Source organism: Streptomyces sp. NPDC044003, assembly GCF_056435185.1.
This window is the reverse complement of record NZ_JBWKFA010000004.1, coordinates 165633-182497: the sequence shown is the minus strand read 5'-3', so window position 1 is coordinate 182497 and position 16865 is coordinate 165633. Positions and strand designations below refer to the sequence as shown.

General features: G+C 70.7%; 10 protein-coding genes. 7 read left to right on the top strand and 3 right to left on the bottom strand.

All coding sequences use genetic code 11. From position 1 onward, the window contains the following. Positions 1 to 50: 50 nt before the first annotated feature. Both AC07AW_RS17935 and AC07AW_RS17930 read right to left on the bottom strand, forming a co-directional pair. Complete coding sequence (locus AC07AW_RS17935) at positions 51 to 1805, bottom strand: glycoside hydrolase family 6 protein (protein WP_478816433.1); 1755 nt, start codon at positions 1803 to 1805, stop codon at positions 51 to 53. 15 nt (positions 1806 to 1820) lie between these two features. Continuing rightward, positions 1821 to 3359: a cellulase family glycosylhydrolase gene (locus tag AC07AW_RS17930; RefSeq protein WP_478816432.1), complete on the bottom strand. Its 1539-nt coding sequence runs from the start codon at positions 3357 to 3359 to the stop codon at positions 1821 to 1823. A gap of 322 nt (positions 3360 to 3681) precedes the next feature. Here AC07AW_RS17930 and AC07AW_RS17925 point away from each other — a divergent pair, with 322 nt between their 5' ends. Then, positions 3682 to 6594 carry a glycoside hydrolase family 48 protein gene (locus tag AC07AW_RS17925; protein ID WP_478816431.1) on the top strand — a complete coding sequence of 971 codons (2913 nt, stop codon included), beginning with the start codon at positions 3682 to 3684 and terminating at the stop codon, positions 6592 to 6594. A gap of 93 nt (positions 6595 to 6687) precedes the next feature. Here the strand turns inward: AC07AW_RS17925 and AC07AW_RS17920 are convergent, their stop codons facing one another. After that, positions 6688 to 7800 (bottom strand): WD40/YVTN/BNR-like repeat-containing protein, encoded by a 1113-nt coding sequence (locus AC07AW_RS17920; RefSeq protein ID WP_478816430.1) that lies wholly within the window; start codon positions 7798 to 7800, stop codon positions 6688 to 6690. A 291-nt stretch (positions 7801 to 8091) separates the two neighbouring features. Here AC07AW_RS17920 and arfA point away from each other — a divergent pair, with 291 nt between their 5' ends. From arfA to AC07AW_RS17890, 6 genes are all read left to right on the top strand, one after another. Then, the gene (gene arfA / locus AC07AW_RS17915) at positions 8092 to 9606 is read left to right on the top strand and encodes an arabinosylfuranosidase ArfA (protein WP_478816429.1); all 1515 of its coding nucleotides are present in this window, start codon (positions 8092 to 8094) and stop codon (positions 9604 to 9606) included. 158 nt (positions 9607 to 9764) lie between these two features. Continuing rightward, positions 9765 to 11048, top strand: coding sequence for an ABC transporter substrate-binding protein (locus AC07AW_RS17910; protein WP_478816428.1), 1284 nt, complete (start codon positions 9765 to 9767; stop codon positions 11046 to 11048). Then, positions 11048 to 12067 (top strand): carbohydrate ABC transporter permease, encoded by a 1020-nt coding sequence (locus AC07AW_RS17905; protein ID WP_478816427.1) that lies wholly within the window; start codon positions 11048 to 11050, stop codon positions 12065 to 12067. The genes AC07AW_RS17910 and AC07AW_RS17905 overlap by 1 nt, the downstream gene beginning before the upstream one ends. Beyond that, positions 12064 to 12924 (top strand): carbohydrate ABC transporter permease, encoded by an 861-nt coding sequence (locus tag AC07AW_RS17900; protein ID WP_478816426.1) that lies wholly within the window; start codon positions 12064 to 12066, stop codon positions 12922 to 12924. Before AC07AW_RS17905 ends, AC07AW_RS17900 begins: the two co-directional genes overlap by 4 nt. Further along, positions 12921 to 13682 (top strand): hypothetical protein, encoded by a 762-nt coding sequence (locus AC07AW_RS17895; RefSeq protein WP_478816425.1) that lies wholly within the window; start codon positions 12921 to 12923, stop codon positions 13680 to 13682. The genes AC07AW_RS17900 and AC07AW_RS17895 overlap by 4 nt, the downstream gene beginning before the upstream one ends. Positions 13683 to 14125: 443 nt before the next feature. Beyond that, positions 14126 to 16861 (top strand): exo-rhamnogalacturonan lyase family protein, encoded by a 2736-nt coding sequence (locus AC07AW_RS17890; RefSeq protein WP_478816424.1) that lies wholly within the window; start codon positions 14126 to 14128, stop codon positions 16859 to 16861. Positions 16862 to 16865 lie beyond the last annotated feature (4 nt).

Sequence of the window (16865 nt, the reverse complement as noted above, 5' to 3'; positions counted from 1 at the left end):
TGCGGACGACCCCGAGGGATCCGGATCCCTCGGGGTCGTCCGTCGCGGGGCTACAGCGCCGGGTACGCGTTCTTCAGGAGCTCCTGGAACTGGGCCGAGAACCACTGGCCCGAGAGCGGGGCGTCCGGCAGCGCGCCCGACATGCTGTTCCCGTTACGGACGTTGCCCGTGTACGTCGGGTCGCACATGCGGTCGAAGCCCTTGCCCTCGTTGTTCGGGATCTCCTTGGAGGCGCCGTCGGACTCGCCCGGGGGCTTCATCCAGACGTACGCGTCGATGCCTGCGGCAGGGGCCGCCTGGGGCCGTTCACCGAGGCCCGCACCGGACTGGTTGCACCAGTTGCCGAGGTGGATGCGCCGGTCGTAGCGGCCGCCGTTGACGTACGTGTCGACGCTGGTCGTGGCGCCCGGACCGGTGGGCCGGGCGATGCCGCCCCAGCCGTTGCGGGAGGTGTCGATCAGCATGCCGAGGTTGCTGTCGAAGCCGATCGAGACCAGCTTGGCGCGCATGGCCTGGGCGTAGGACAGCTCGTCGGTGTACCGGTTCCAGTCGACCCACTTCGACTGGCGCACGGAGACGCCGTTCACGCTGTCGTCGATGGTGAAGTGGTCCTCCTTCAGGGCGCTGTAGTTGGCGGTGTTGACGATGAAGCCGTGCACGTTGGAGAGCGTGGAGCCCTCGGCCGTGGCGGCCTGCTTGAAGAGTTCGGCGGAGGGGCCGAAGTTGTCGTCCCAGCCCAGCCAGCCGTGGTGGCCGGCGTCGATGTAGTTGTAGACGTTGCCGATCGCGCCGAACTTCTTGAGCGCGTAACCGACGCCGGTGATGTAGTTGCCGTTCGCCTTCATGACGTCGCAGTTGGCGGTGGCCGTGGGGCGCCCGGAGACGTTGGTGACCAGGTTGGGCAGCGAGTCGATCTCGACGGTGGTGACGATCCGGAGCCCCGCGTACGTGGAGTCGGCGAGGATCGCGGCGATCGGGTCGATGTACTCGGTCTTGTAGCGGCCGATCTCCGTCGGGCCGAGCTCGCCGTTGGAGGCGAGCGCGGCGCAGTCGCGGCCGGGCAGGTCGTAGATGACCAGCTGGACGACGAGCTCGCCGGAGCCCTTCTGCTTCAGGGCCTCGTCGAGGTGGGCGCGCAGGCCCATGGAGGTGCTCGAACCGTTGATCGCGGCGATCCGGTCCAGCCAGACGCCGGTGGGCTGGTTGGAGACCTTGGTGCCGCCGGGCTCGGCCGCCGCCTTCGCGGACCACTCGGGGTTCACGTACACCTTGGCGCCGGCGTACGGGTTGTCCGCCTTGGTCCCGGCCGGAGGTGTCGTCGGCGGGGTCGTCGGGGGAGTGGTGGGCGGGGTGGTGGGCGGGGTCGTCGGCGGGTCGGTCGGCTGTGTGGCGGTGTTGCAGGTGACGCCGTTCAGCTTGAAGGTGGCCGGTACGGCGTTGGAGCCGCTGTAGGAACCGTTGAAGCCGAAGGAGGTCGAACCACCGGTCGCGAGGGCCCCGTTGTAGGACATGCTCTTGGCGGTGACGGCGGACCCGGCCTGGGTGATCGTGGCGTTCCAGCCCTGGGTGACCTGCTGGTTGCCGGCGAAGGTCCACTCCAGGGTCCACGAGGACGTCGGGTCGCCGGTGTTGGTGACGACGACGTTGGCGCCGAAACCGGTGTTCCACTGGTTGGTGATGCTGTAGTCGACCTTGCAGCCCGGGGTGGCGGCGCCGGCGGTGGTGCCGAAGACCGTGGCGGTGGCTCCGGTCGCGGTGACGAGGCCGAGGGCCGCCAGGAGGGCGGTACGGCTGGTGCGGCTCATGGGTGGGGGTTCCTCTCAGGAGGTGAGGGCGCGCAGGTGGTCGCGCAGCCCGATGCCGAAGGCGGTGGGGGTGCCGTCGTACGAAGTGATCAGCGCGGGACCGGAGTTGCAGTTCCAGGTGTTCCAGGTCCAGCCCAGGTACGAGAGGCCGCGGTCGTCGAACCACTTCATGACGCGGTCGACGAACGCGTGTGCGCAGGTGTTCTCGCCGATCTCGCCCGCGAGGAGGGGCACTTGGGCGGCCACGGGGGCGAGGGTGGTGTTCCAGCACGTCTCGTCGGAGCAGGTGTTGAAGTTGTAGACGTGCCAGGCGGCGGCCAGATTGCCCGCCGGATCCGTGGGGCGGTACGAGAGCCACTGGCTCAGGTCGTTGGAGTACGCCAGGCCCGCCACGAGGACGAGGTTCTTCGCCCCCGTGGCGCGGACGGCGTCCACCAGGTCCTGCATGCCGGCGACCTCGTAGCCGATGCCGGGGCAGCTGCCCCCGTCGCGCCAGCAGGTCCAGGCCTGAGCCGCGGTGGAGGTCGCCCGGTCCGGGTAGGGCTCGTTGAACAGGTCGAAGGCGACCCGCTTGTCGTTCTTGAAGGTGTTCGCGACCGAGGTCCAGAAGGCCGGGGTGTACTGGGCGTCCGGCATCGGCTTCTGGCAGGAGGCGTGCACGTCGGAGCAGCCGGACGAGTTCCCGGTGTACTGGCCGTGGGTCCAGTGCAGTTCGACCACGGGGGTCATGCCGTGGGCGAGCACCTTGGCCACCAGGTCCTTGACGGCGGCGATGTAGTTCGCGCCGCGGTACTCGGGCTTGATGGTGTCCAGGCCGAGCCAGCACTCCTCGTTGAGGGGGATGCGGACGGTGTTGGCCTTCCAGTCGGCGATGGCCTGGACGGAGGCGTCGTCGACGGGCCCGTCGAAGAAGCCGTAGCCCTGGACGCACATGAACTCGCCGCCGGAGCGGTTGACGCCGAGGAGTCGGCGGGTGGCGCCGTTCTGGTCGGTGAACCTGTTGCCGGAGACGGTCAGTTCGGGCGCGCCGGTGACGGGGGTCGGGGGTGTCGTCGGGGGCGTGGTCGGGGGCGTGGTCGGGGGAGTGGTGGGCGGGGTCGTCGGGGTGGTCGGGGTGGGGGTCGGTGTCGGCCCGTCCGTGGTGCAGGGCGTGCCGTTGAGCGTGAACGCGGTGGGTGCCGTGTTGGTGCCCGTCCAGGAGGCGATGAAGCCGCCCGAGACCTTCGCGCCCGTGCCGAGCGCGCCGTTCCAGCTCTCGTTGACGACCGTGACGGTCGTGCCGGACTGGGACCACTTGCCGCCCCAGCCCTGACTGATCACCTGGCCGGCCGGGAAGTCGAAGCCGAGGCTCCAACTGTTCAGCCCCGCACTGTTGTTGGTGATCGTCACGGCGCCCTGGTAGCCGCCGGACCACTGGCCGACGACCGAGTACTCCACCGTGCAGGCGGGTGCGGCCGAGGCTCCGGCGGCCGTACCCATGACGGCGAGAGCGGTGCTCGCCATCGTGAGCGCCGCTCCCGCGAGCAGCGCCGAAAGACGTGGGGGATGTCGCATGAGCGAGTCCTCGCAGCGAGGGCACACCCCTGACGGTGTGCCGACTGGATGGAATCGCTCCCACTGGGTCGGGGCAGACCGTAGCGTCAACAGCCGTCAAGGAAAAGAGGAGTTGGGTAAATTCCCCGGCTTTTGACTTCGACTTCCTCACACACCTTGACGGCGTGGGACCCCAACTGCACAGTGGGAGCGCTCCCACTGGTTCACAGCTTGACCGTCGCACCGTCGCACCGTCGCACGTCTGCACCGTCGCACGTTTGCACCGTCGCACCTTCGAGCTCTTCGCATCCCCACCTTCCGAGCCGCGAGGAGAACCACCCCCATGGCACGACTTCGCCCGAGAACGCGCCCGCGCCGGCAACTGACCGCCCTGGCCGCCGCGCTCTCCCTCCCCCTCGGCCTCACCGCCGTCGGCGCCACCACCGCCCAGGCCGCCGCCGTCCAGTGCAGCGTCGACTACAAGACCAACGACTGGGGTTCGGGCTTCACCGCCGAACTCACGCTCACCAACCGGGCCGCCGAGCCCCTGAACGGCTGGACGCTCACGTACTCCTACGCCGGCGACCAGAAGCTCACCAACGGCTGGAGCGGCAACTGGTCGCAGTCCGGCAAGAACGTCACGGTGACCAACGCGTCCTGGAACGGCACCCTCGCCGCGGGCGCCGCCACCACCGCCGGCGCCCAGTTCACCTACAGCGGGACCAACGCCGCCCCCACCGGCTTCGCCGTCAACGGCACCACCTGCGCCGGCGCCCATCAACCCCCGGTCGCGGTCCTGACCAGCCCGGCCCCGGGAGCCGTCTACTCCGAGGGCGACGCGGTGCCGCTCGCCGCCACCGCGGCCGCGGCCGACAGTGCCACCGTGAGCAAGGTGGAGTTCTACAGCGACACCACCCTCCTCGGCACCGACACCACCGCGCCCTTCACCCACAGCGCTGCCGGTCTCGCCACCGGCGCCCACTCCCTCTACGCCAAGGCCTACGACAGCCTCGGCGCCTCCGCCGAGTCCGCCCCCGTCGGCATCACCGTCGCCGCCGGACCCGCGCTCGTCGCCTCCCCGGCCCAGCTCGGCGTACGCCAGGGCTCCACCGGCACGTTCGACCTGAAGCTCTCCACCGCCCCCACCGCCAACGTGACGGTGAGCATCGCCCGTACCTCCGGCAACACCAACCTCACCGCGACCCCGGCGAGCCTCGTCTTCACCCCGGCGAACTGGAGCACCGCCCAGAAGGTGACCGTCGCCGCCGCGGCCACCGGCACCGGCTCCGCCGTCTTCACCGCGACCGCCCCCGGCCACGCCAAGGCCGAGGTCACCGTCGCCCAGCTGGCCGCGAACTCCACGTACGACGCCCGCTTCCTCGACCTCCACGGGAAGATCACCAACCCGGCCAACGGCTACTTCTCGCCCGAGGGCATCCCGTACCACTCCGTGGAGACCCTGATCGTCGAGGCCCCCGACCACGGGCACGAGACGACCTCGGAGGCGTACAGCTACCTCATCTGGCTCCAGGCCATGTACGGCAAGATCACCGGCGACTGGACCAAGTTCAACGGCGCCTGGGAGACCATGGAGAAATTCATGATCCCCACCCACGCCGACCAGCCCACCACCTCCTCCTACAACGCCTCCAAGCCGGCGACGTACGCCCCCGAGTGGGACCTCCCCTCGCAGTACCCGGCGAGGCTCGACTCCGGCGTGACCTCCGGCTCCGACCCGATCGCCGCCGAGCTCAAGAGCGCCTACGGCACCGACGACATCTACGGCATGCACTGGATCCAGGACGTCGACAACGTCTACGGCTACGGCAACGAGCCCGGGAAGTGCTCCGCCGGACCGACCGCGACCGGCCCCTCGTACATCAACACCTTCCAGCGCGGCCCGCAGGAGTCCGTCTGGGAGACCGTCACCCACCCCACCTGCGACAACTTCTCCTTCGGCGGGAAGAACGGCTACTTGGACCTCTTCACCGGGGACTCCTCCTACGCCAAGCAGTGGAAGTACACCGACGCCCCCGACGCCGACGCCCGCGCCGTCCAGGCCGCCTACTGGGCCGACCTCTGGGCCAAGCAGCAGGGCAAGGGCGCCCAGGTCGCCACGACCGTCGGCAAGGCCGCCAAGATGGGCGACTACCTGCGGTACGCCATGTTCGACAAGTACTTCAAGAAGGTCGGCGACTGCGTCGGACCGACCGCCTGCCCGGCCGGCACCGGCAAGGACAGCGCCCACTACCTGCTGTCCTGGTACTACGCCTGGGGCGGCGCCACCGACACCTCCGCCGGCTGGTCCTGGCGCATCGGCTCCAGCCACAACCACAGCGGCTACCAGAACCCGCTCGCCGCGTACGCCCTCAGCTCCTACGCCCCGCTCAAGCCCAAGTCGACGACGGGCGCGGCGGACTGGGCGACCAGCCTCGGCCGGCAGCTGGAGTTCTACCGCTGGCTCCAGTCCGACGAGGGGGCCATCGCGGGCGGCGCCACCAACAGCTGGCAGGGGCGGTACGCCACCCCGCCGGCCGGCACCCCCACCTTCCACGGCATGTACTACGACGAGAAGCCCGTCTACCACGACCCGGCGTCCAACCAGTGGTTCGGCTTCCAGGCCTGGTCGATGGAGCGGGTCGCCGAGTACTACCAGCAGACCGGTGACGCCAAGGCGAAGACCGTCCTCGACAAGTGGGTGGGCTGGGCGCTGTCGAAGACGACGATCAACCCGGACGGCACCTACCGGATCCCGTCCACCCTGCAGTGGTCCGGCGCGCCCGACACCTGGAACGCGGCGAGCCCCGGCGCCAACGCCGGACTCCACGTCACCGTCGCCGACTACACCGACGACGTCGGCGTCGCCGCCGCCTACGCCAAGACGCTCACCTACTACGCGGCCAAGTCCGGCCACGCCGAGGCCAAGCGCGTCGCCAAGGCCCTCCTCGACGGCATGTGGAACCACCACCAGGACGCCCTGGGCATCGCCGTCCCGGAGACCCGCGCCGACTACAACCGCTTCGACGACCCCGTGTACGTGCCGAGCGGCTGGACCGGCACCATGCCGAACGGGGACGCGGTGAACTCCTCGTCGACCTTCGCCTCGATCCGTTCGTTCTACAAGAACGACCCGGCCTGGCCGAAGGTCGAGGCCTACCTGGCGGGCGGCGCCGCCCCCGTCTTCACGTACCACCGGTTCTGGGCCCAGGCGGACATCGCCCTGGCCATGGGCTCGTACGCGGAGCTGCTCGAATAACAGCCCGCCCCGCGAGAGCGGGCTCCGCGTACGACGAGGCCGGGCGGCCCCCCTTCTCGGGGGTCCGCCCGGCCTTCGGGCATGACGGGATCGTCAGCTCGGCAGGCCGACCTCCTCCACGCCCAGGTACATGACCGAGGGGCGGACCGGGTTGAAGGCGATGGCGGACACGCCGTCGAAGGCGTTGTGGGTCTTGGTGATCGCGCCGGTGCCCGCGTCGAGGCGGAACAGGTCGGTGCCGTAGCTCATGAAGTACGTGCCGTACTCGAAGTGGAGCACGTTCGCGTCGGACGGGCTCGGGGCGAGCAGGGTGCCGTTGGTCAGCTTGTGCTCGGCCGTGTCGTCGAGGATCTTCGCGAAGGTGCGGCCGCCGTCGGTCGAGCGGTACAGGTGCCGGCCCTCGTTGCCGGAGCCCGGGACGGCCTCGGCGAGGTCGACGCCGACGCCGTAGACGACGGACGGGTCGGCGGGGGAGAGCGCCGTCGAGAACAGGTTCGCGTTCGTGCCGGAGGTCAGCCCGGTGGAGGCGGTCCAGGTGGCGCCGCCGTCGGTGGTCACCGCGCCGCCGCGCACCATGGCGCCGGCGACGGCGTGGTCCGGGTTCGCCGGGTCGAACGAGACCGCGTAGACGCCGGTGCCCTCGGGGAAGGCCGGGGTGCCGGTGACGGTCCAGGTGGCGCCCGCGTTCCGCGAGTCGTACAGGCGGCCGTCGGCGCCCGCGAGGCGGACGTGGTTCGCGTCGGCCGGGTCCGTGCCGAGGCCCACGACGGCCGCGACCGGGGCGGTGAGGGGCGTGATGGTGGTGCCGTCGACACGGGCGAGGTAGCCGCCGTTCGGCTCCCACGCGAAGGCACGGGAGCCGCTGCCCGCCGTGAGTCTCGTGACGTCCGCGCCCAGCGTCGCGACGCGGTTCCAACTGCAGCCCGCGTCGGTGGAGCGCTGGAGCTCGCTGTTGCGGGTGGCGAGGAGGGTGCCGGCGGTGCCGAGCGCGACCAGGCCGTGGGTGTAACTGACGGGCTTGAGCGTGCCGGTGGTGCCGGCGAGGCTCGCTCCGTCGTCCGTGGTGAAGGTGACCGCTCCGTCGCCGATGACGCGGTTGCAGGTCGGGGTGGTCCAGCCGGCGCTCGTGGCCGCGGTGGCGGCGGACGGCTGGGCGAGGGCGATGGCGGCGGCGGCCGTGATGACGGCGGTACCGGCTCGCTTCATGGGTGCCTCCCTTGTGGGGTGGGGCGCACGAGGCGCTTGTCGATCTTGTTCTATCCAGGAAAGTTGATCTTGGACAGCATGATCATTTGCCAAGTTTCTTGACCGGAAAGCTTCTTGACGAAGGATCTTCTTGAGGAGCCGGTGAATGCGAAAAGAATTCCGCGCGACGGGAGCGCCTCGGAAGTGCCGGTCCGCCGATCCATTGACGGCCGACGGCTCCGCTCCTACGTTCTCGTTCGGACATACGGCCGTTGGTCGATATTTCGAACGTCTCGAACGAGAGGGATGCGCATGTCACTCCCCGAGCCCGCCGCCCGCTTCACCCTCGACCCCGACTTCACCGTCGGCCCCGTCGATCCCCGCCTCTTCGGCTCCTTCGTCGAACACCTGGGCCGCTGCGTGTACACCGGCCTCCACGAGCCCGGCCACCCCGCCGCCGACGAGGACGGGCTGCGCACCGACGTCCTGGAGCTCGTCCGCGAGCTGGGCGTCACCGCGATCCGCTACCCCGGCGGCAACTTCGTCTCCGGACACCGCTGGGAGGACGGCGTCGGCCCGGTCGAACAGCGGCCGCGCCGACTCGACGTCGCCTGGCGCTCCACCGAGACCAACCGCTTCGGCCTGAGCGAGTTCATGGCCTTCCTGCGGAAGCTCGGCCCGCAGGCCGAGCCGATGATGGCGCTCAACCTCGGCACCCGAGGCATCACCGAGGCCATGGACCTCGTCGAGTACGCCAACCACCCCGGCGGCACCGAACTCTCCGACCGGCGCATCGCCCACGGCGACAAGGACCCCTTCGGCATCCGCCTGTGGTGCCTCGGCAACGAGATGGACGGCACCTGGCAGACCGGCCAGAAGACGGCGGAGGAGTACGGCCGGCTCGCCGCCCAGACCGCACGGGCCCTGCGCCAGATCGACCCCGGGCTCGAACTCGTCGCCTGCGGCAGCTCGGCGCGCGGCATGGAGACCTTCGCCGCCTGGGAGGCCACCGTCCTGGCGGAGACGTACGAGGTCGTCGACCACGTCTCCCTGCACGCCTACTACGAGGAGACCGACGGCGACCGCGATTCCTTCCTCGCCTCCGCCGTCGACATGGAGGCCTTCATCGAGGAGGTCGTCGCCACCTGCGACCACGTCGGCGCCCGGCTGAAGTCCGCCAGGAAGCTCACCCTCTCCTTCGACGAATGGAACGTCTGGTACCAGCGCCGGCCCAACCCGCACCCGGTGGAGGACTGGCAGGAGGCCCCGCGCCTCCTGGAGGACGTCTACACCGTCACCGACGCCGTCGTCTTCGGCAGCCTTCTGATCGCCCTGCTGCGCCACGCCGACCGGGTCGCGGTGGCCTGCCTCGCCCAACTGGTCAACGTGATCGCCCCGATCATGACCGAGCCCGGCGGTCCCGCCTGGCGGCAGACGACGTTCTTCCCCTTCGCCCAGGCCTCCCGGTACGGCCGGGGGACCGTGCTCGACGTGCGCGTGGCCTCGCCGACGTACCCGACGGCCCGCTTCGGGGACGTGCCGCTGCTGCACGCCACGGCCGTGCGCGGCGAGGACGGCTCGGTGACGGTCTTCGCCGTCAACCGTGGCCGGAACGCGCCCCTGCCCCTGGAGGTGGCGCTGCGCGGTCTCGACCTGAGCCGGGTCGTGGAGCACAGCGTGCTCGCCGACGCGGACCCCGAGGCCCGCAACACCCTCGACGAGCCGGAGCGGGTGGCACCGCACGCGGTGGAGGGCACGCGGATCGAGGACGGGGTGCTGCGGGCGGTCCTGGAGCCGATGTCCTGGAACGTCGTCCAGCTCGTCTGACGCTCCTTCCTGAATCCTTTCAAGGATGTTGCCCTCGGCCGCCTTTCGAAGCGTTTCGAAAGATCCTGTCCGAAGCGTTGACGCGGCTGGCGGGCGAACCTACTTTGTCCCAGCAAGCGCTTTCCTGAAACGTTCTAATGACGCGCGGAGGACGAACTGTGCGTACTCAAGGCACTGTTGACCGGCGAGGTCTGCTCAAGCTCGCGGGCGGGTCGATCGCGGCCCTCGGGCTGACCGCAGCGGGGTGCGGCACCGGATCCGGATCCGGGGACGGCACCGTCACCCTCCGGTACGCATGGTGGGGCTCCGACGACCGAGCCAAGCGGATCAACCAGTCGATCGCCCTCTTCGAGAAGAAGTACCCGAAGATCAAGATCAAGACCGACTTCCAGCCGTACATGGACTTCTGGAAGAAGTTCAACACCCAGGCCTCGGGCGGCAACGCACCGGACGTCTTCCAGAACGCCATCGGCTTCCTCCGCAAGTACGACGCGAAGAACGTCCTCCTCGACCTGCGCGAGCAGGCCGAGGCGGGCCACCTCCGCCTCGAAGGGTTCCGGGCCGGCCTGGAGAAGTTCGGCGAGGTCGACGGCAAGCTGCTCGGCATACCCGTCGGCAGCAACTCGATGGCCCTCGTCGTCGACCAGGCCGTCTTCACCAAGGCCGGCGTCCACCCGAAGCCCGGCTGGACCTGGGACGAGTACCACGCGGCCCTCGCGAAGATCCACGACAGCCAGGGCCGGGCCGGCGACGCGGGCCCGTACGGGATCATGTACCTCTACGACCTCTATCTGCGGCAGCACGGCAAGGCCTTCTTCACCACCTCCGGCCTCGGCTTCACCGAGGCGGACCTCACGGACTGGTGGACCAAGGCGTTCGAGCGCGTGAAGTCCGGCGTCTACGCCGACCCGAAGAAGACCATCCAGGCGAAGCCCAAGTCGGCGGTCACCGCCGAACTCGCGGGCGCCGAGTTCACCTGGGACAACTTCGCCGTCCGCTACACCGCCGAGGGCAAGAGCCGGTACGGCCTCGCGCCCATCCCCACCACAGATGGCCACAAGACCGGCCAGTACCTCGGCTCCCTCATGCTCAGCGGCTCGAAGCGCACCAAGCACCCCAAGGAAGTCGCCCAGTTCATCGACTTCATGGTCCACGACCCCGAGGTCGGGAAGATCATGGGCTACGACCGGGGCGTCCCCGCCACCGAGGCCCAGTACCGGGCGTACGTGCCGACCGACGAGGTCGGCCGGCAGATCGCCGCGTACGAGAAGCAGCTCGTCGAGTCCCGCGTCCTGGAGCCGATCACCCCGCACCCGGCCGGCGCCGACGTCTGCGAGGCCGCCTTCCTGCGGCTCTCCGAGGAGATGTCCCTGGGCAGGCGGCCCGTCGCGGACGCGGTGAAGCAGTACTTCACCGAGGCGAAGACGGCGCTGTCCTCCTGATGGACGCCGCCGTGACTTCCGTACCGGATGCCGCGCGACCGGACCTCCCCGTGGGCTCCCCGTCGGACGGCGGGCGCCCGCGGGGCGCTCCGCGCACCGGCGGGGCGCGCGGCCGGCGCCGCACCGGAAGGGCGCGCCGGGAGAACCTCGCCGGCTACCTCTTCATGTCCCCCTGGATCGCGGGCTTCCTGCTCCTCACCGCGGGACCGATGGTCGCCTCGCTCTACTTCGCCTTCACCGACTACAACCTCTTCGACGCCCCGCGATGGATCGGCCTCGACAACTTCACCGAGATGTTCGGCGACCCCCGCTGGCGCACCTCCGTCGAGGTCACCGGCTGGTACGTGGTCATCGGCACCCCGCTGAAACTCGCCGCCGCGCTCGGCGTCGCCCTGCTGCTCAACCAGAGCCGGCGCGGACAGGGCTTCTACCGGGCCGCGTTCTACGCGCCCTCGCTCGTCGGGGCCAGCGTCTCGATCGCCATCGTCTGGCGCGCGCTCTTCTCCGACGGCGCCGCCGTCGACCGTACCCAGCAGCTCTTCGGCCTGGAGGCCGGCGGCTGGATCGGCGACCCCGACCGGATCATCTACGCCCTGGTCGCCCTCACCGTCTGGCAGTTCGGCGCGCCGATGGTCATCTTCCTCGCCGGGCTCAAGCAGGTGCCGCGCGAGCTGTACGAGGCGGCGCAGGTCGACGGGGCGAGCCCCTGGCGGAGGTTCTGGCACATCACCCTGCCGATGATCTCGCCGGTGCTCTTCTTCAACGTGCTCCTGGAGACCATCCACTCCTTCCAGATCTTCGGCTCCGCCTACATCATCGGCAGCCAGGGCAATGCCTGCGGGCCGGCCGACGGCACCCTCGTCTACACCTGCTACCTCTACATCCAGGGCTTCGAGAACAGCCGGATGGGCCTCGCCTCCGCCATGGCCTGGATGCTGCTGCTCGCCGTCGGCCTGGTCACGGCGGTCCTGTTCTGGTCCCAGCGGCGCTGGGTGCACTACGAGGAGGGGGGCCGATGAGCCTCGCCACGCGTACGGGAATGCGGACGGGCCCACTGGGGTCGGTCGCCTGGCACGTCGGTGCCCTGGCCGTCCTCGCGGTCATCCTCTACCCGGTGGTGTGGGTGATCGGCGGGTCCCTCAAGCCGAACGACGAGATCGTCGGCAGCCTGAACCTCCTCCCCACCCACCCCATCACCGACAACTACCGGCGGCTCGCCGACGGGATCGCCGACATCCCCATCTCCACCTTCTTCGGCAACTCCCTCTTCCTCGCCGTCGGTTCGGTGATCGGCGTGCTGATCTCCAGCTCGCTCGCCGCGTACGCCTTCGCCAAGATCGGCTTCGCCGGGCGCGGGCTGCTCTTCACCCTGATGATCGGTACGCTGCTGCTGCCGTACCACGTGCTGCTGATCCCGCAGTACGTGCTGTTCCAGAAGCTGGAACTCGTCAACACCTACACGCCGTTGCTGCTGGGCAAGTACCTGGCCACGGACGCCTTCTTCGTCTTCCTCATGCTCCAGTTCATGCGGGGGCTGCCGAGGGAGCTCGACGAGGCGGCGCGGCTCGACGGCTGCGGGCACCTGCGGACGTACTGGTCGATCGTCCTGCCGCTGTGCCGGCCGGCGCTCATCACCAGCGCGATCTTCACGTTCATCAACGCGTGGAACGACTTCATGGGCCCGCTGATCTACCTCAACGATCCCGAGAAGTACACGGTCTCGCTGGGCCTGAAGATGTTCGTCGACCAGGACGGCGTCGCCAACTACGGCGGCATGATCGCGATGTCGCTCGTCGCGCTCCTGCCGGTGATCGCGTTCTTCCTCGCCTTCCAGCGCCACCTCATCGACGGCATGGCCACGTCGGGGCTCAAGTGAGGGGCGAACGCTTCCGGGCCGGCTTCGGCATCTTCGCCGAGAGCCTGCTCGTGGGGGTCTGGATCGCCGTGGCCGCCCTGCCGCTGGTCACGCTTCCGGCGGCGCTGGCGGCGGGCGCGGCGCACCTGCGGCGCTGGACGGACGGCGAGGCCGCGGGCCTGCGGTACTTCGCCGCGGACCTGCGGGCGGCCCTGCAGGGCGGCGGCTGGTCCACGGGGCTCGGCTACGCGGCCGCGCTCGCCCTGGCGGGTACCGACCTGTCTCTCGTACGGGCGCTGCCCGTGCCGGGCGGTCGGGCGGCGGGGGCGCTCGCGATCCTCGCGGCGCTCTGGCTGACGGTCACCGTGCTGCGGGCGGCCACGGCGTGGCGCGCGGGGCGGCGCTGGCGGGACCTACTGGGCCCGGCCGCCAGGCGTGCGCTGCGCGACCCGGCGGGTTCCCTGCTCGTCGTCTGCGGCCTGGCGGTGATCGCCGCGTCGGCCTGGCTCTCCGCGCCCCTGGCCCTGCCGGCCCTCGGCATCGTCGTCGCGTCGACGCTGGCGGCGGAGAGCCGCGTGGCCTCGGCCGTTGTGGCCACCCGTTCCGCCCGCCCGGCGCCCACTCGCCGGGGCGACGCCCACGCCCACCCCGTTGTGGGCGTGCGTCCCTCAGGGGCGGTGCCCACCCGCCGCCCCGTTGTGGGCAATCGTTCCGCTGGGGCGGAACGGGTGGGCACAACGGACCCGCGCCCTGCCGGCGCCCGAGGCTTCCGCGCCTGAACCCGCACCGCAGGTACGGCGCGCAACGTGGTGCGGGTCCAGGCTCGGAACGCGGAGGCGCCGCTAGAGGCGCCGTCCCGTGTGCCCACCCGTCCCGCCCTGCGGGACACCTGCCCACACGGCGGGTGGGCACCGTTCCGCCGGGCGTGTGCCCACACGGCGGGTGGGCGCCGTTCCGCCGGGCGCGTGCCCACACGGCGGGTGGGTGCCGCTTCGCCGGGCGCCCACACGGCAGGTGGGCGCCGTCTCGCCGGGCGTGTGCCCGCACGGCGGGTGGGCGCCGTTCCGCGGGGCGTGCCCACACCGCGGGTGGGCGCCGTCTCGCCAGGCGCGCCCACACGGCACGTGGGCGCCGTCCCGCCCGGCGCGCGCCCGCACCCTTCACCCCGCACCCCCCGTCCCCCACGCATGCCCTCCTCGGGCATGTCCATGAAAGGAGTCCCATGTCCTCCTCCCTCCCCCGTCGTTCCCTCCTCAAGGCCGCCGCCGTCGCCGGGGCCGCCGCGCAGTTCAGTTGGGCGCTCGGGCGTGGCGACGCCCGGGCCGCCGTGCCCGCCGAGGCACCCGCCGCCGACCGGCCCGCGACCGTGGCCTGGCTGGAGCCCGGTGGGCTCGGCGCGGCCGCCGGGTCGACCTTCGGTGTCGCCTGGCCCAAGGGCGTGCACCCCGCGGACCGGAGCTTCGCGCTCACCACCTCCGACGGCGCCCCCGTCCCCGTACAGACCTGGACCACCGCCCGCTGGCCCGACGGCTCCCTCAAGTGGACCGCGCATGCCGTCGGTCCCGAGGCCGCCGGCGCCGAGCGGTTCAGCCTCGCCCCCGGGACCCCCGCCGCCGCTGCGAAGACCGTGTCCGTCAGCCAGACCGACCGCCGCATCACCGTCGACACCGGGACCGTCCGGGCCGTCCTCTCCAAGGACGGCGGGAAGCTCGTCGAGTCCGTCACCCGCGACGGCGTGAAGATCGCGACCGACGGCCGGCTCGTCCTCCTCCGGCAGAGCGACCTCGACGACGGCGACCAGGGCAACGCCAAGTGGGAGCGGTTCGACGGCGAGATCTCCGGCGCCACCGTCGAACAGAGCGGACCGGTCCGGGCCGTGGTCCGGGTCGACGGCAAGCACCGCAAGGGAAGCCGGAGTTGGCTGCCGTTCTCCGTTCGGCTGTACTTCTACGCCGGGTCCGAGTCCTTTCGGATGGTGCACACGATCACCTACGACGGCGACCAGAACCAGGACTTCATCCGTGGCCTCGGCGTCCGGTTCACCGTTCCCCTGCGCGACGCCCCCTACGACCGCCACGTCCGCATCGCCGGCGAGGGCGCCGGCTTCCTCACCGAAGCCGTCCAGGGCATCACCGGCCTGCGCCGCGACCCCGGCGCCGCCGTCCGCACCGCCCAGGTCAAGGGCGAGAAGCTGCCCGACCCCGCCACCTGGGACCAGCGCGTCACCAGCCGCCTCCAGTACGTCCCCACCTGGGGCGACTACACCCTGTCCCAGCTCTCCGCCGACGGGTTCGGGATCCGCAAGCGCACCAAGGCCGGGCACGGCTGGATCGCCGCCGGCGGCGGCCGCCGCGCGAGCGGCTTCGGCTATGTCGGCGGGGTGACCGGCGGACTCTCCTTCGGCCTGCGGGACTTCTGGCAGAAGCACCCCGCCCAGCTCGACGTCCGCGGCGCCGCCGGCGACGCCGCCGAGGTCACCCTCTGGCTCTGGTCGCCCGAGGCCCAGCCCATGGACCTGCGCTTCTACCACGACGGCATGGGCCAGGACACGTACCCCGAACAGCTCGAAGGCCTCAACATCACCTACGAGGACCACGAGCCCGGCTTCGGCACCCCCTACGGCATCGCCCGTACCAGCGAGCTGATGTTCTGGGCCAACGCCGCCACCCCCACCACCGCCACCCTGGTCGCCCAGGCCGCCGCCGTCCGCACCCCGCCACAGCTGGCCGCGAGCCCCGAAGACCTTGTCCGCGCCCGGGTGTTCGGCGGGCTCTTCTCGCCCGTCGACCGGTCCACCCCGGCGAAGGCCAGGATCGAGGACCACCTCGACTACCTCTTCACGTACTACAAGGACCAGGCCGAGCAGCGCCGTTGGTACGGCTTCTGGGACTACGGCGACATCATGCACACCTACGACGAGGACCGGCACCAGTGGCGGTACGACGTCGGCGGCTACGCCTGGGACAACTCCGAACTCTCGCCCGACCTCTGGCTCTGGTACGCCTACCTGCGCTCCGGCCGCGCCGACGTCTTCCGCTTCGCCGAGGCCATGACCCGCCACACCGGCGAGGTCGACGTCTACCACCTCGGACAGTGGGCCGGCCTCGGCACCCGCCACGGCGTCCAGCACTTCGCCGACAGCGCCAAGCAGCAGCGCATCTCCACGGCCGTCTACCGCCGCCCCTACTACTTCCTCACCGCCGACGAACGCGTCGGCGACCTCATGCACGACCAGGTCGACTCCGACGAGACCTTCCTCGTCCTCGACCCCATCCGCAAGATCCGCACCGAGCCCTACACCCCCGACCGGCACGCCCTCTCCGTCGGCTTCGGCACCGACTGGAGCGGTCTCGCCGCCGCCTGGCTCACCGAGTGGGAGCGCGGCGGCCCCAAGGCCGCCAAGGCCGAGGCGCGGCTGCGCTCCACCATGGAGACGATCGCCGCCCAGCCCAACGGCTTCGTCCAGGGCACCGGTCTCTACGACCTCGACACCGGCCGCTTCGCGATCGCCGACAAGCCCGTCGTCGGCGTCTCCCACCTCTCCGCCATGTTCGGCCTCGTCGAGATGTGCGCCGAACTCATCGACCTCGTCGACATGCCGGCCTTCAAGAGCGCCTGGCTCGACTACTGCCGCTACTTCAACGCCACCAAGACCGAACAGGCCGCCCGCTACGGACAGAACTTCGGGACGCTGCTCCTCTTCCAGGGGCACTCGCGCCAGGACGCCTACGCCGCCGCCCAGTTGAACGACACCAAGCTCGCGCAGCGGGCCTGGGCCAAGTTCGACAAGAGCGACGGGTACACGGCGGCCATGGTCTGGGACAAGACCCCCGTCCAGGGCTCCGCCGCCCTCGAACCCGGCTACGAGCACCTGTGGATCAGCACCAACACCACCGCCCTCTTCGGACTCGCCGCCATCCAGAACCTCGCCCTCGTCGGCGACCACCTCCCCCAGTGAGGCC

Coding starts and splice junctions, on each gene's coding strand:
- arfA (WP_478816429.1), top strand. CDS start 8,092: ATGTCACTCCCCGAGCCCGCCGCCCGCTTCACCCTCGACCCCGACTTC.
- AC07AW_RS17905 (WP_478816427.1), top strand. CDS start 11,048: ATGGACGCCGCCGTGACTTCCGTACCGGATGCCGCGCGACCGGACCTC.
- AC07AW_RS17925 (WP_478816431.1), top strand. CDS start 3,682: ATGGCACGACTTCGCCCGAGAACGCGCCCGCGCCGGCAACTGACCGCC.
- AC07AW_RS17930 (WP_478816432.1), bottom strand. CDS start 3,359: ATGCGACATCCCCCACGTCTTTCGGCGCTGCTCGCGGGAGCGGCGCTC.
- AC07AW_RS17900 (WP_478816426.1), top strand. CDS start 12,064: ATGAGCCTCGCCACGCGTACGGGAATGCGGACGGGCCCACTGGGGTCG.
- AC07AW_RS17890 (WP_478816424.1), top strand. CDS start 14,126: ATGTCCTCCTCCCTCCCCCGTCGTTCCCTCCTCAAGGCCGCCGCCGTC.
- AC07AW_RS17935 (WP_478816433.1), bottom strand. CDS start 1,805: ATGAGCCGCACCAGCCGTACCGCCCTCCTGGCGGCCCTCGGCCTCGTC.
- AC07AW_RS17920 (WP_478816430.1), bottom strand. CDS start 7,800: ATGAAGCGAGCCGGTACCGCCGTCATCACGGCCGCCGCCGCCATCGCC.